This is a genomic window from Burkholderia sp. Se-20373 (genome assembly GCF_017104705.1).
In the GTDB taxonomy this organism is placed as follows: Bacteria; Pseudomonadota; Gammaproteobacteria; order Burkholderiales; family Burkholderiaceae; genus Burkholderia.
Map to the genome: position 1 here is coordinate 1 of NZ_JAAGPH010000175.1, position 14084 is coordinate 14084.

Below are 14084 nucleotides of genomic sequence, written 5' to 3' on the forward strand. Positions count from 1 at the left end.
GTTCGCTGTGCGCGACCGACGGCCACGCGAACCCGCGCGTCGTGTCGCCCGCGTTCGCGCGCGCGGCCCGCGCGGCGGGCGCCGACGTGTTCGAGCACACACCCGTCGACGACGTTCACCACGACGGCACGCGCTTTCACTTGCAAGCGGGCGGCCGCATGTGCAGCGCGACGTGGCTGATCAATTCGGCCGGCGCGTGGGCGAACACGATCGCCGAGCGCTTCGGCGAAGCCGTGCCGATGGAGCCGATCTACCCGAACATGTGGGTGACCGAACCGCTCCCGCCGTTCATCACGCACAACCTCGGCGTCTACGGCGGCGGCGTGTACGCGCGGCAGGTCGCGCGCGGCAACTGCGTGATCGGCGGCGGGCGCGGCCGCGGCGACGGCGAGTTCGGCCGGCCGTCGGTCGATACGACGCGCGCGGCGATGCGCGACGCCTGTGCGCTGCTGCCCGCGCTGCGCGACGCGCTGCTGATCCGCACGTGGAGCGGCGTCGAAGGCTGCACGCCCGACCACAACCCGATCATCGGTGCGAGCCGCACGACGCCGAATCTGCTGCATGCGTTCGGTTTTTCCGGCGGCGGCTTCCTGCTCGCGCCGGCCGTCGGCGACGTGCTCGCCGATCTCGTCACGACCGGCGAAACCGCCACGCCGCTCGATGCGTTCTCGATCGGCCGTTTCGCCCCGCAAGCCACGCCGACCACCCCTTTCCCCCAAGAGGAGACCCACAAGTGAAACTGCTCGGAACGATTGCGGCCGCTGCCGCGCTCTGCGTCACCGGCGTGAGCGCGCCCGCGTTCGCGCAAACGAAGACGATCTACGTCGGCATGAACGGCGGCCCGATGGAGAAGGCCTATACGAGCCAGGTGCTGCCCGAGTTCGAGAAGGCGAACAACGTGAAGGTCGTCGTCGTGCCCGGCACGTCGTCGGACGTGCTCGCGAAGCTGCTCGCGAACCGCAACAAGCCGCAGATCCACGTCGCGTTCCTCGACGACGGCGTGATGGCGCGCGCGGTCAGCCTCGGCGTGTGCCAGAAGCTCGACGACTCGCCGGTGCTGAAGGAGCTGTACCCGTTCGCGCGGATGAAGGACGACGTCGGCGCGGGCGTGCAGCTCGGGATGACCGGCATCGCGTACAACAAGAAGCTGTTCGCGGAAAAGGGCTGGGCGCCGCCGACGTCGTGGATGGATTTCGCCGATCCGAAATACAAGGGCAAGGTCGTGTTCCAGTCGGCATCGAGCAGCACGTTCGGGCTGCACGGCTTCCTCGCGATCAACCGGCTGCTCGGCGGCAGCGAGCAGAACGTCGAGCCCGGCTTCAGCAAGTGGGCGAGCACGGTCGGGCCGAACGTCGTCGAGTACATCCCGAACTCGGCGAAGATCTCCGAGATGGTGCAGACCGGCGAGGCCGGCCTGTTCCCGCTCACGCCGACCGGCGTGGGCGACCTGCAGGACAAGGGCATCCCGGTTGCGTACGCGAACCCGAAGGAAGGCCCCGTGCTGCTGCTCGTCGACCTGTGCGTGGTCGCGAACAACCCCGATCCGCAGCTGGCGCAGAAGCTCGCGCAGTTCCTGCTGTCCGCACCCGCGCAGACGAAGGCCGCCGAGGCCGGCAAGCAGATCCCGACCAACCGCGTCGCGAAGATGCCCGCCGCGATGCAGCAGAGCCTCGGCAACGTCGACGACCTGGTGCGCAAGGTAACGGTCGTCGACTGGACCGCAATCAACGCGCGCCGCGCGCAGTGGGATACGCGCTGGAACCGGCAGATCGAGCGGTAAGCCGTGACGGGTGCGTCACAATGGCTGGCTGTCGATCCGCAACTGGTTCACGACCGACACGACGCCGTCGACGCCCCGCGCTGTCTCGGCCGCCAGCGTGGCCTGCCCCGTGTCGGGCACTGACCCGGCAAGTGTCACGACGCCGGCGCGCACACGCACCAGCACGCGCGTCGCATTCAGCCCCGGTGCGCGGGCCAGCGCCGCGCTCACGCGCCGCATCAGCTTGCGGTCGGCCGCCTTGCGCTGCTTGGCGGCCGACGCCGTCGCCGGTGCGGCAGAAGCAACCGGCATGGATGACGGCGCGGCTGTCGCGTCCGATTGCGCAAACGCAGGCGTCAGTGCGGTACAGCACGCTGCGATCGCCAGCACGGTGCGAGAAACGGACTTCTTCAGGATGTTCATGAGGATTCCTCTTTTCGTGGAATAAGAAAAACGCCGCGTTCAGAAGCGGGTCATCATCCCGAGCGTCACGCCGGTCGTTGCGCTCGCGCCCGGTCGCAAACCCAACGCGGCGCGCGTCACCGGGTCGCGCACATAGGCGCCCGTCATGCCGTTGCGATCGAGTTCGACATACAGCTCGGTGCGCTTCGACAGAAAATACTCGGCAACCGCGTACACCGTCAGCTTGTTGCCGTCCGCACCCGGGACGTTGCCGATGCGGCGCGCGATGTCGTAGAAGCCCGCCGCGGAAAACTGCAACCGCGGCGTCGCCTGCACGAGCAGCGCCAGCGACGGGATATCGTCGTGTCGCGTCGGCGCGCCGGCGCGTTGTGCGGTCACGGCCAGCGATGCGTAGCTGGCATACAGGCGCGCGGGCCCGAACTGCAACGTGCCGCCCGTCTGGATCGTCTGCGCGGATTGCGTGCCGTCGGCGCTGTACGTCTTCGAATAGGACGCGCCGCCCATCACGTTCGCGAACGAAACCATTGCCGCCGCCGAGAAATTCGTGCCGGCGCGCGTGTTGCCCGCCACGCCGCCCGGCGAATAGCTCCCGCCGAACCGCAGGCCGCCCGCCTGGCCGAGATACTTGATCGTGTTGTTGAAGCGCGAGTCGAGCGTGAAGAAATTGCCCACGAACTGCACGCCCGGCTCCACCGTCAGCGATTGCCCGCGCCCGCCGAGCGGATCGAGCGCGATGCCGAGATCTTCGGCCGCATTGAACTGGCGGCCGAACGTGACCCGCCCGAACGCGCCCGACACGCCGACATAGGCGGCCTGCGAGAACAGCGTGCCCGGCGTCTTCAACGCGCCGGTGCCGGTGTTGTACGCGCCGTCGAGGACGAACAGCGCGGTCGTGCCGCCGCCCAGGTCCTCCTTGCCGCGTATCCCGAACTCGTTGCCGGCAATGATGTTGGTGCCGTTGAAGCCCACCTGGCTGCCGCCCTGTTGCCCGTTGACCCATCGCACGCCACCGCCGACCTGGCCGAACAGCGTCACGCTCGACTGCGCGTGCGCGCTTCCCCACAGCGCGCCGACCAGCGCCGCCGCGATCATCTTCTTCATGTCTCCTCCTGCCGCGTCGTCGCGCGGCGTTTCGTGGTACTGCTCCCGTCGAAAGGCGCCGCGGCCCGGCTGGCAGGCCGTACGCCGAATGCGATGCACCGCGATGCGATGTGCGTAGCAAGCGCTAGCGGCCGCACGCGCCGACCGTCGGCGCGGCACGCTCCGTGTCGCCCGCGAGGCGCCGCAGCGAACGCTGCGGATCGAGGCACCAGGCGCCGAGCACACCGCACGCGATCAGCACGACGCCGCACACGACACCCGCCTGTTCGAAACCGCGTGCGACCGACGCACCGTTCGCCTCGATCAGCATCCCGGTGACGACCGGCGCGCCGAGGCCGGCAAGCGACGCGAAGCCGTTGCTGAGCGCGAGCACGCCGCCGCGCTGTGCGTCGGGCGTCACCTCGGCAAGCATCGCGGGGCCGATCGAGTACATCGTCAGCGTCAGGCCGCTGCCGAGCGTCAGCAGCACGAGCTTCGCCGCGCGCGGCAGCTCGGGCACCGGCAGCATGGCCAGCATCGCGCCGGCGATGGCGAGCGTGACGGCGATGAACGTGCCGCGCCCGTGACGCGACGGCATGCCGCGCGCGAGCAAGGTTTGCGACAGCCAGGCCAGCGCGAGACTGAGCGGCGACGTGACCGCGACGAACAGCGCGAACATGCGCCCCGCCTCGTGCGGCCCGAAGCCGAGCCCGAGCTGCAGGTAGGTCGGCATCCACGTGAGCGTCATCGCGAGAATCCAGTTCGCCGCGAAGTGGCCGAGGAAGTTGCCGAGCACCGTGCGGTCGGTCAGCAGCCGCCCGTACGGCACGCGCTCGCCGCCGGCCGCGCGCGGGCCGCGCGACAGCGTGCCCTCCTCGCCGAGCACCGCCCACGCGACGCACCACACGGCCCCGAGCACCGCCAGCACCGCGAAGTTCGCGCGCCAGCCCCAGTGCGACGTGACGACCGGAATCGCGAGCCCCGCGATCAGCAGGCCGAGCGCGCTGCCCTGGTGCAGCAGCGCGACCGGGAGATTGCGCCGCGTATCGGGAAACCATTTGTAGATCGCGTGCGTCGCGACCGGCGATGCCGGCCCTTCGCCGATGCCGAGCAGCACGCGGCACGCGATGACGACCCAGATCGAGCTTGCGACGAGCATCGGCAGCTGCAGCAGCGCCCACGCAGCCGCCATCGCGAACAGCAGCCATTTCGCGGGCCAGCGGTTCGCGGCGATACCGCCCGCGACCGCCGCGACCGCGAACAGCCAGTTGAGGCTGCCGCCGATCACGCCGAACTGCGTCGGGCTCAGATGCAGGTCGCGCATCATCGGCACCGACACGAGGCCGAGCACGACCTTGTCGAGAAAATTCACCAGCATCATCAGCGCGAGCATCGTCGCGATGGACCACGCCCGTCCGGGGCGGTACTGCGCACCATTCGTCATGGCTGTCTCCTGTTTATTTGTCGTCGGCGGCCGGTGGCGTCGCGCTATCCGCCGCCGTGCTCGCCGGGCGCCGGCACCCGGTCGTCACCGTCCGGCAGGCCGAGCGAGAACTTCACCGGAAAGCGCACCGCGAGCGACCGGTCGGCCGCCACCTCGCGAGCGACGCCACGGGCGCGCACGTGCGGATCGTCGAACACCGCGCCCGCGTCGGGCACGCGCGACACCGGCAGCCCGAGCGCGCCGAGCACGCGCATCCAGTCGTCCTGCGTGCGCGTCGCGAAGGTCGCGCGCAGCAGCGCGCCCAGCGCGTGCCGATACTGCTGCCGGCCCGCGCGCTGCGCGAAACGCGGTTCGCGCAGCGCCGGATACGCGTCGCCGAGCGCCTCGGCGAACGTTGCCCAGAACTTGTCCTCGAGCGTCGCGAGCACGATGTGCCGGCCGTCGGCGGTCTCGAACAGGTCGTTGTCGGGCATCACCCAGCGCGCCGTGTCGTGCGTATCGCGGCCGGTGCGCAGCGCCCACGCGGCCGGCGCGGTCCACGCGAAGATCGCATCGTGGATCGACACGTCGAGATGCTGGCCGCGCCCGCTCGCACGTGCGCTCATCACGGCGACCGCCAGCGCGAGCGCGGCGTGCAACGCGGCCGCGTGGTCGGCCAGCCGCACGCGCGGCCGCGAGACGGTGTCATGCAACTGCGCGGGCACCGACCAGTAGCCGGCGTCGGCCAGGAAGTTCAGGTCGTGACCGGGACGGTTCGCATACGGGCCATCCTGCCCGTAGCCGGTGATCGAGCACAGCACGACGCGCGGGTTCGCGTGCGCCAGCACGTCGTAGCCGAGCCCGAGTCGCCCCATCACGCCGGGCCGGTTGCCTTCGACCACCGCATCGGCGTCGCGCACGAGATCGAGAAAGCGTGCGCGGCCGTCGGGCGTCTTCAGGTCGAGCACGATCGAGCGCTTGCCGCGGTTGAACTGCGCGAACGTGTCGGCGCCGAACTGCCGCAACGCGTCGCCGCCCGGCGGCTCGACCTTGGTCACGTCGGCGCCGAGCTGGCGCAGCAACGCACACGCATGCGGGCCGGGCAGCAGCTGCCCGGCGTCGACGATCCGCACGCCGCGCAGGCACGACCAGGCCGGTGCGTCGCCCGCATCGGCGGCAGGCCACGCGCCCCGTGCGTCGTCGCGGGCCGTCATGCAGCGCCGCCCGCGGCGGCCGGCTCGAGAATCGCCTTCGCGATCGTGTTGCGCTGGATCTCGCTGGTGCCGGTCAGGATCCGGAACATCCGCAGCTTGCGGAACGTCTGCTCGACCGGATGGCCGCGCGTGACGCCGACGTTGCCGTGGATCTGCACGGCCTTGTCCGCGACCTCGAAACAGCGCTCCGACACGTAGAGCTTGCAGGCGGCGGCCGTCATCCGCAGGTCGGCGCCCGCATCGGCGAGCGCGGCCGTATGCGCGATCATGCTTTCGCATGCCCACAGCGCGGCGGCCATGTCGGCGAGCATGTGCTGGATCGCCTGGAACCGCGCGATCGGGCCGCCGAACTGCCGGCGCGTGCGCGCGTAATCGAGCGACGCGCGGTACGCCGACATCGCGAGGCCGAGCATCGTCGGGCAATGCAGCAGCCGGTTCACGTTGATGCGCGACATGCCGAGCCGGAAGCCGTTGCCGAGCCCGCCGAACACGTTCTCGCGCGGCACGCGCACGTCGACGAAGCGGATGTCCGCATCGATGTGCTGGCCGGACATCGGCACGTATTCGTGCTCGACGCTCACGCCGGGCAGGTCGAGATCGACCAGCACGGCCGTGATCTGCGGCGGCGTCGCGGACGCATCGGTCACGCACATCACGATCGCGAAATCGGCGAACGGCGCGCCGCTGATGTAGTGCTTCGTACCGTTGATCACGAGCGCATCGCCGTCCTCGACCACCGTGGTGCGGATGCTCATCGCGTCCGAGCCCGAGTGCGGTTCGGTCAGCGCGAAGCACGTCGATTTCTCGCCGCGCATCACCGGCTTGAAATAGCGCTCGAGCTGCGCGGGCGTCGCGTACTTCAGCATGTTGCCGACGCGCGGCGGCCCGCCGAGTTCGCCGAGCACGTGCGGCGCGAGCGCGGCGCCGCTCGCGGCGAGGTCGGCCTTCAGCGCGCACACCTCGGCGATCGACAGACCCTGCCCGCCGATCTCGACGGGCAGGCTCGCCGTGTAGAAGCCGAGCGCGGCCGAACGTTGCCAGACGCGGCGCAGCACGTCGCGCGGCCACACGTCTTCCGAGTCGAGCCGCAGCTCGCGCTCGATCGGACGCAGTTCGTCGTCGACGAAGCGCAGCACGGCCGCGCGCAGCGCGACGAATTCAGGGCGTTGCAGATGATCGAACATGGCGGGTTCCTTCAGTTGACGCGGCGCGTGACACCGCGCCAGTACGGCTCGCGCACGAGCTTGCGGGCGATCTTGCCGTTCGCGTTCTTCGGCAGCTCGGCGACGAAATCGATGGAGCGCGGCAGCTTGTAGTCGGCCAGCTGCGCGCGGCAATGCGCGACGAGATCGTTCTCCTGCGGATCTCGGCCGGCACGCAGCACGACCACGGCCTTCACGGCCTCGCCCCACTTGTCGTCGGGCACGCCGACCACGCAGGCCTCGAGCACGCCTTCGTGCCGGTACAGCGCCGCTTCGACTTCGGTCGGATACACGTTGAAGCCGCCCGAGATGATCATGTCGTGCTTGCGGTCGACCAGATAGATGAAGCCGTCGCGATCGGTGCGCGCGAGGTCGCCCGTGTGCAGCCAGCCGTCGACCAGCACCTCGCGTGTCAGCTCCGGCGCATTCCAGTAGCCCTGGAACACGTCCGCGCCGCGAATCACGATCTCGCCGATCGCGTCGCCTTCGACTTCGCGCCCGTCGGCATCGACCACCCGCACCTCGGTTTCCCCGAGCGGCCGGCCGCACGACGCGAGGCGCTCGCGGTCGTGCAGCAGCGCGTGCGCGTGGTCGGCGATACCGAGCCGCGTGACGCCCGACGTCGATTCGCTCGCGCCGTAGCCTTGCGACAGCACGGGGCCGATGCGCGCCCACGCTTCCTCGATGCGCGCCGGCGCCATCGGCGCCGCGCCGTAGCCGAGCACCTTCAGGCTGCGCAGGTCGGCCTGCGCGAGCTCGGGCGCGTTCAGCAGCATGTTGACCATCGCCGGCACCATGAACGTGTGCGTGATGCGCTGGCGCGCCGCCTCGGCGAGGAAATGCGCGGGCTCGAACGCGTCGAACAGCACGAGCGTCGCGCCGCAGAACAGGTACGGCTGCATCAGCATCCCGGACGCATGCGTGATCGGGCCGATCAGCGCGAGCCGGTCGCCGGGCTGCGCGGGGCGATCCATCCCCAGCACGATCTTGCGCAGGGACGCGAGCCGGTTGCCGTAGCTCTGCATCGCGGCCTTGATGCGCCCCGTCGAGCCGGACGAGAAATGCAGCACGGCGAGATCGTCCGGCGCCGGCTGATAGTCGGGCGGCGTATCGCTGCCCTTCGCGACCAGCGTGTCGTAGTCGAGATAGCCGGCCACCGCACCGCCGATCGACACGAACCGCTCGACCGACGCAAAGCCCGGCGAATCGGGCGTGTAATCCGTGTAGCCGCGCCCGCCGATGAACGCGGCGGGCGCGCAGTTGCCGACGACGTCGGCCGCCTCGGCCGCCGTGAAGCGCGGATTCAGCGCCGCTTTCACGAGGCCGGCCTTGTACAGCGCGCATTCGATCTCGACGAGCTCGATGCAGTTGCGCGCCTGCACGGCGATGCGGGTACCGGGCGCGAAGCCGAGGCCGCGCAGCGCATTCGCGAGCCGGGTCGAGCGCTCGTCGAGCTGGCGGTACGTGACGGCACGGTCGCGGTGGATCACGGCGGGCTGGCTGCCCCAGTAGCGGGCCGCACGCCGCAGGAAGTAGGCGAAGCTCAAAACGATTCTCCTGGTCGAACAGTGCCGCCAGTCTGTAAGATGCCCAGGCATCACCACAATGCATCACCGGATATAAAGTCATAACCGACAGGAATCCCCCGATGGACACGCGCGATCTGGAGTACCTGCTGGCCGTCGAGCGGCACGGCAGCATCGGCAAGGCCGCCGAGGCGCTGGGGCTGTCGCAGCCGGCGCTCACCAAAGCCGTGCAGCGGCTGGAAGGGCAAGTCGGCGTGACGCTGTTCGAGCGCACCGCGAACGGGATGACGCCGACGCCGGCCGGCGCACGCTTCGTCGCGCGGGCGCAGCGGATCGCGCTCGAGTTCGATGACGCGATGCAGGAGATGCGCGCGATCCGCGGCGGCGAACAGGGCGTGGTGCGGATCGGCTACTCGCCGACCGTGCCCAATGCGTTCGTGCTCGGTGCGTGCCGGCAACTGATCCGCGAACGGCCGGCCGCGCGGCTGCGGCTGCGCTGCCGGCTCGCGCGCGAACTGCTCGACCTGCTCGCGGCCGGCGAACTCGATCTCGTCGTCGCGCCCGAACCGCAGCAGCGGGACGCCGGGCTCGACACCATCGCGCTGTTCGACGACCGGCTGACGGTGCTCGCCGATGCCGCACACCCGCTGCAGCGCAAGCGCGGGCTCACGCTCGCGGATCTCGCCGATCAGGAATGGCTGCTGCCGGAAGCGACGATTCCCGTGCGGCACCGGATCGACGACGCGTTCCGCGCACGCGGCCTGCCCGCGCCGCGCCTGCGCATCGAGACGGACTTCGGCAATACCTCGCTGCTGCAACTGTTGCGCGGCACGCCGCTGCTGTGTGTCGGCGGCGCGGATGCGCTCGACCAGGTGACCGGGTTGCGCGCGCTCGACCTGCGGGCCGGCGAGCTCGACCTGGACCGCCGCATCGGCGCGATGCACCGGGCAGGCGCGTACGTGCCGCCGCTGGCGCAGCGGATGATCGCGCTGCTGCGGGAAAGCGTGGGGTAGGCGCGGGAAGCGCCGCGACCATCGACCATCATTTGCGGGAGTGATGTCACTCCCCTTTTTCTGCGGATTTGACCGGGGGCACGGTGCCGACAACACTAGCCCGCAGTGCTGCACAGACGGCACGCGCCCGCCTCCCCCTTCAGAGTCCGCCATGTATCCGACCGACACCGTGCAATCCCCGAGCGCCGCCCGCCCGCTCGCCGACCGGCAACTACGCCGAATCGTCATCGCCTCCGTCGCCGGCAACGCGATGGAGTGGTACGACTTTTTCGTATACGGCACGGCCGCGGCGCTCGTGTTCGGCCATGTGTTCTTCCCGCCCGGCGCATCGGCGCTCACGGGCAGCCTCGCCGCGTTCGCGGCCTTCGCGCTCGGCTTCGTCGCGCGGCCGCTCGGCGGGATCGTGTTCGGCCACGTCGGCGATCGCTACGGGCGCAAGGCGTCGCTCGTGTGGACGCTGCTGATCATGGGCGCGTCGACGTTCGCGATCGGCCTGCTGCCGACCTATGCGCAGATCGGCGTGTGGGCGCCGGCCGCGCTCGTCGTGCTGCGCCTGCTGCAAGGCGTCGCGTCCGGCGGCGAATGGGGCGGCGGCGTGCTGATGATCAGCGAGAACGCGCCGCCGGAACAGCGCGGCTACTACGCCGCATGGAGCCAGCTCGGCGTGGGCGGCGGCTTCGTGCTGTCGTCGGCCGCGTTTCTCGCCGCGCAGGCATTGCCGGACGATGCGTTTCGCACGTGGGGCTGGCGGCTGCCGTTCCTCGCGAGCATCGTGATCTTCGCGATCGGCATCTATATCCGCCGTCATCTGCCGGAAAGCCGCGACTTCGAGCAGGCCGGCAAGCGCGGCGCGCACACGCACCTGCCGATCGTCGAATGCATTCGTCGCCATCCGAAGGAAATCCTGCTCGCGATGGGGCTGCGCGTGGCCGAGAACGGCGGCGCGTACATCTTCCTCGCGTTCTCGCTCGTCTACGGCAAATACGTCGGCATCCCGAACGGCGTGATGCTGACCGGCGTGATGATCGCGATGATCGTCGAGATGGGCGCGATGCTCGCGTGGGGCAAGCTGTCCGACCGGATCGGCCGCAAGCCCGTGTACCTGATCGGCGCGCTGAGCCTCGTCGCGTGCGCGTTCCCGTTCTTCTGGCTGCTCGACACGCGCGTGACGCCGCTCGTGTGGCTCGCGCTCACGGTCGGCACCGCGGTGAGCCACGGCGCGATGATCGGCACGCTGCCCGCGCTCGTCGGCGAGCTGTTCAGCACCGAGGTGCGTTACTCCGGTGTCGCGCTCGGGCATGAAGTCGCATCGATCTTCGCGGGCGGGATGTCGCCGCTGATCGCGACCGCGCTGCTCGCGCGCTATCACGCGTCGTGGCCCGTCTCGCTGTTCCTCATCGCGCTCGGCCTCGTGACCGTCGCGACGCTGTGCGTGATGCGCGAAACGCGCGTCGCGCCCGACGCCGGCACGCGCGGCGATACGGCATGAGCGTGCGGCACGTGCGCGCCGCCTCCGCTTCCGTTCCCGTGCGCTTGCCAGCGGGTGTCGGACACACCGGCTCGCGGTGCCATGTGCGCGCTTTCGTGGCACCGCGACCGCGCGCGACATCGACGTCCGGGCTACGCGTCTTGCCCGCTTCGCCCGCCGTCGAACACCGGCGCCAATCCCAGATGATCGAGCAACCGCGCGAATTCGCCGAGCCGCTGCCGCATGTACGCGGGCACGTCGACGTCCGCATAGTCGTGGAAGCCGGCCCCCGTGCGCACGCCATCACGCCCGGTTTCCATGTTGCGCACGACGCTCGCGGCCGGCGCGAAGCGCGGGCCGATCTCCCCGGCCAGGTACTTCGACGCGTAGTACAGGATGTCGCAGCCGCCCCAATCGATGAATTCGAGCAGCCCGAGCACCGCGAAGCGCGGGCCGAAGCCGGTGCGGATGGCCGTGTCGATGTCCTCCGCACTCGCGACACCCTCCTCGACCATCCGCGCGGCCTCGTTCATCGCGAGCGCCTGGATGCGCGGCACGATGTAGCCGGGCGCCGGCCCGCAGATCACCGGCTTCTTGCCGACGCGTTCGAGCAGCGCGGCGAGCGCGTCGACCACCGACGGGTCGGTGGCGTCGCCGCGGCTGATCTCGACGAGCGGCATCAGCAACGCCGGGTTCAGCCAGTGCGCGTTCAGCATCCGTTCGGGGCGCACGACATGGCGCTGCAATTCGGTGACGACGAACGTCGACGTGGTCGACGCAATCGTTGCGCGCGCATCGACATGCGCGCCGAGCCAGCGCAGCGCGTCGGCCTTCGCGTCGAGCACTTCGGGCAGCGCCTCGAACACGACCTCTGCCTCGCGCACGGCTGCCGCGGCGCCATCCCGAGAAACGATCTCGATGCGCGCGACGACCGTCTCGGCCTGCGCGGCATCGATGCGTCCGAGCGCAACCTGCGCATGCAGCGGCCTGGCGATCTCGTCACGCGTGCGATCGTCGAAGGCGCGTTGGCCAGCCGCATCGCGCCGCTTGAAGTCGATCAGCGTCACGTCGATTCCGGCAAAGGCAAACACGAGCGCGATCCCCTGCCCCATGCGCCCCGCGCCGAGCACGTGCATGCGCGTCACCTCGACGGCCGCGCTCATGCTGAAGCGCCCGCGACGCCCGTGACACCCGCGTCGAGCAGCACACGCATCGCGTCCTTCGACAATGCCGCGATCCCGAGCCGCTCCAGCGTGCGCCCTTCCGCATACAGGTCGCGCACCGCGACCGCGCTCGCGATGCTCAGCAGCCCCTGCGCGACCGGCGTCGGCACGCCGGCCCAGCGCCCGCACGACACGATGAACGACAGCCCGAGCCGGGTGTCCTCGAGCATGTAGCGATGGGCACGCAGATCGATCTTCTCGCGCCAGTCGCCGCTATCGGTCAGCTTGCCGTGCGCGCCGCGCCCGTACATCCACTCGTCGCCTTCCGCCGCGTAGTGATCCGCGAGCGGGAAATGCGGCGCGCGGTAGCCGAGCGCTTCGCGCACCGCGATGCGCTCGGCATCCAACGCGTTCGTCACGCGGCGGATCGACGGCTGCGTGCCTTCGTTGTGGATGTCCCATGCGTCGAAGTGTTCGAGCGGCCCGGCGTTCATCAGGATCAGCGGCGGATGGATCACGGGCCCCGCGTTCATCAGCGCGCCGGACAACGCATCGTTGACCGGCTCGACCGACGGATAGCCCGCGCGCAGCACGTCGAACGCCCAGCCGGCCGCATGCGCCGGAAATACGCCGGTCGGCAAGCGCGTTGCGTACGCGCTGATCACGACGTCGTTGTCGCCATGCTTGCGCACCAGGTACGGCAGCGTGCCCGTCTCCGCGAATGCGACGCGCGAACGGTTGCCGGCGTCGGCCGCCGCCCGCGCGAACACGAAGCTGCCGAACGTGCCGGGCGGCAGGAACACGACCTGGCCATCCTCCAGCAGCGGCGCGACCTGCGCGGCAAGCGCGTCGTGCGACGTAGCCGGCAGCGGCACCACGACGAGTTGCGCACCGCGCAGCGCGACCGCGAGCTCGCCGGTCAGGCGAATCGCCCCCGGTGCATCGCCGAGCGGCACCGCGCGCTTACCGCGATAGTCGGTCACGTTCAGCACGCCAAGCTCGCGCAGGCGCGCATGCGGCTCGCGGTCGCGCCGCCACCACGTCACGTCGTGGCCCTTTTCGAGCAGGTCGATCGCCGCCGCATGGCAGCCGTGGCCGCCGCCCAGAACACATACCTTCATCGTCTTCTCCCGGTGATTGAGTGCTTCCGAGACTACGCGGCCGCCTTCACCGCGTCGCTTCAAAACGCGCAACGGCGCGCCCGTTCGCGCAACGCAATCGCGGCGATGCGCATGCCGCCGCGCCCGCCGCATCCGCTATGAGGTCCGTGAATGGATATCGCCCTGTCCCGCCATGCGCCGAACCGGCTCGGCACGCTGCACGCCCCCGACGAAGTCGAACGCGCGGTCGCGCACCGGCTCGGGCCGCACCGGATGGCCGCGCGTGGCCGTGATCCGTTTCATGCGGAGCTGTACGAAGTGCCGCTGCATCACGGCGCGCTGCTCGAACTCTGCTACGGCCGCGAAACGCGCATCGATTTCGGCGACGACGCCGAACACTTCCTGTTCAGGCTGACGCTCGCCGGTGCATGCGAGCTGCAGGCCGGCAGCGTCATCGCGCGCGCCGGCCCCGGCGATCTGACCGTGTCGTCACCGGCGCTCGCGAGCCGCCTGAGCACGAGCCCCGATTGCCGCAACCTCGTGCTGCGGCTCGAACGCGGCGCGCTCGAACGCAAGTTGCAGGACATGCTGACGTAGTGAGCGCTCACCGCGCGCCCGTTGAGATTCGCCCGATGCAGGCGTACCCTTTTGTTACGGGCGCGCGCAGCCGTTTCGCCGGTTGCGCCGCTGCTGCCGGGAGAGTGTCGATGAAG

The 14084-nt window shown here is 70.1% G+C and carries 12 protein-coding genes and 1 pseudogene; 5 read left to right on the forward strand and 8 right to left on the reverse strand.

What is annotated here, in order from left to right; genetic code table 11:
- Positions 1–737: FAD-binding oxidoreductase (locus G3N96_RS33765; protein ID WP_206139901.1), on the forward strand; the 737-nt coding region annotated here is incomplete at its 5' end.
- On the forward strand, positions 734–1780 hold the full coding sequence (locus G3N96_RS33770; protein ID WP_206139902.1) for an ABC transporter substrate-binding protein: 1047 nt from the start codon (positions 734–736) through the stop codon (positions 1778–1780). The genes G3N96_RS33765 and G3N96_RS33770, both read left to right, overlap by 4 nt.
- A 15-nt stretch (positions 1781–1795) precedes the next feature.
- On the opposite strand, the gene G3N96_RS33775 is transcribed toward G3N96_RS33770, so the two are convergent.
- The 6 genes from G3N96_RS33775 to G3N96_RS33800 all read right to left on the reverse strand — a co-directional run bounded on the left by G3N96_RS33775 (position 1796) and on the right by G3N96_RS33800 (position 8648).
- Positions 1796–2182, reverse strand: a complete 387-nt coding sequence (locus tag G3N96_RS33775; protein ID WP_206139903.1) for a BON domain-containing protein — start codon at positions 2180–2182, stop codon at positions 1796–1798.
- Positions 2183–2221: 39 nt separating this feature from the next.
- Positions 2222–3283 carry a porin gene (locus G3N96_RS33780; protein ID WP_206139904.1) on the reverse strand — a complete coding sequence of 354 codons (1062 nt, stop codon included), beginning with the start codon at positions 3281–3283 and terminating at the stop codon, positions 2222–2224.
- Between the two features lie 124 nt (positions 3284–3407).
- On the reverse strand, positions 3408–4706 hold the full coding sequence (locus G3N96_RS33785) for an MFS transporter (protein WP_206139905.1): 1299 nt from the start codon (positions 4704–4706) through the stop codon (positions 3408–3410).
- Between the two features lie 44 nt (positions 4707–4750).
- On the reverse strand, positions 4751–5899 hold the full coding sequence (locus G3N96_RS33790) for a CoA transferase (RefSeq protein ID WP_206139906.1): 1149 nt from the start codon (positions 5897–5899) through the stop codon (positions 4751–4753).
- A complete protein-coding gene (locus G3N96_RS33795; RefSeq protein WP_206139907.1) occupies positions 5896–7083 on the reverse strand; it encodes an acyl-CoA dehydrogenase family protein in 1188 nt (395 codons plus the stop codon). Before G3N96_RS33795 ends, G3N96_RS33790 begins: the two co-directional genes overlap by 4 nt.
- Positions 7084–7094: 11 nt before the next feature.
- Positions 7095–8648: an AMP-binding protein gene (locus G3N96_RS33800; protein ID WP_206139908.1), complete on the reverse strand. Its 1554-nt coding sequence runs from the start codon at positions 8646–8648 to the stop codon at positions 7095–7097.
- A gap of 101 nt (positions 8649–8749) precedes the next feature.
- Here G3N96_RS33800 and G3N96_RS33805 point away from each other — a divergent pair, with 101 nt between their 5' ends.
- Entirely contained in the window at positions 8750–9640 is an 891-nt protein-coding gene (locus G3N96_RS33805; protein WP_124576114.1) for a LysR family transcriptional regulator, read from the forward strand.
- 151 nt (positions 9641–9791) lie between these two features.
- Positions 9792–11129, forward strand: coding sequence for an MFS transporter (locus tag G3N96_RS33810; RefSeq protein ID WP_124576113.1), 1338 nt, complete (start codon positions 9792–9794; stop codon positions 11127–11129).
- A gap of 131 nt (positions 11130–11260) precedes the next feature.
- Here the strand turns inward: G3N96_RS33810 and G3N96_RS33815 are convergent, their stop codons facing one another.
- A complete protein-coding gene (locus tag G3N96_RS33815; RefSeq protein ID WP_206139909.1) occupies positions 11261–12271 on the reverse strand; it encodes a 3-hydroxybutyryl-CoA dehydrogenase in 1011 nt (336 codons plus the stop codon).
- Complete coding sequence (locus tag G3N96_RS33820; protein WP_206139910.1) at positions 12268–13392, reverse strand: NAD/NADP-dependent octopine/nopaline dehydrogenase family protein; 1125 nt, start codon at positions 13390–13392, stop codon at positions 12268–12270. The genes G3N96_RS33815 and G3N96_RS33820 overlap by 4 nt, the downstream gene beginning before the upstream one ends.
- 150 nt (positions 13393–13542) lie before the next feature.
- Here G3N96_RS33820 and G3N96_RS33825 point away from each other — a divergent pair.
- Positions 13543–13965: pseudogene (locus G3N96_RS33825) on the forward strand (AraC family transcriptional regulator); the annotation flags it as partial.
- Between the last annotated feature and the right edge of the window lie 119 nt (positions 13966–14084).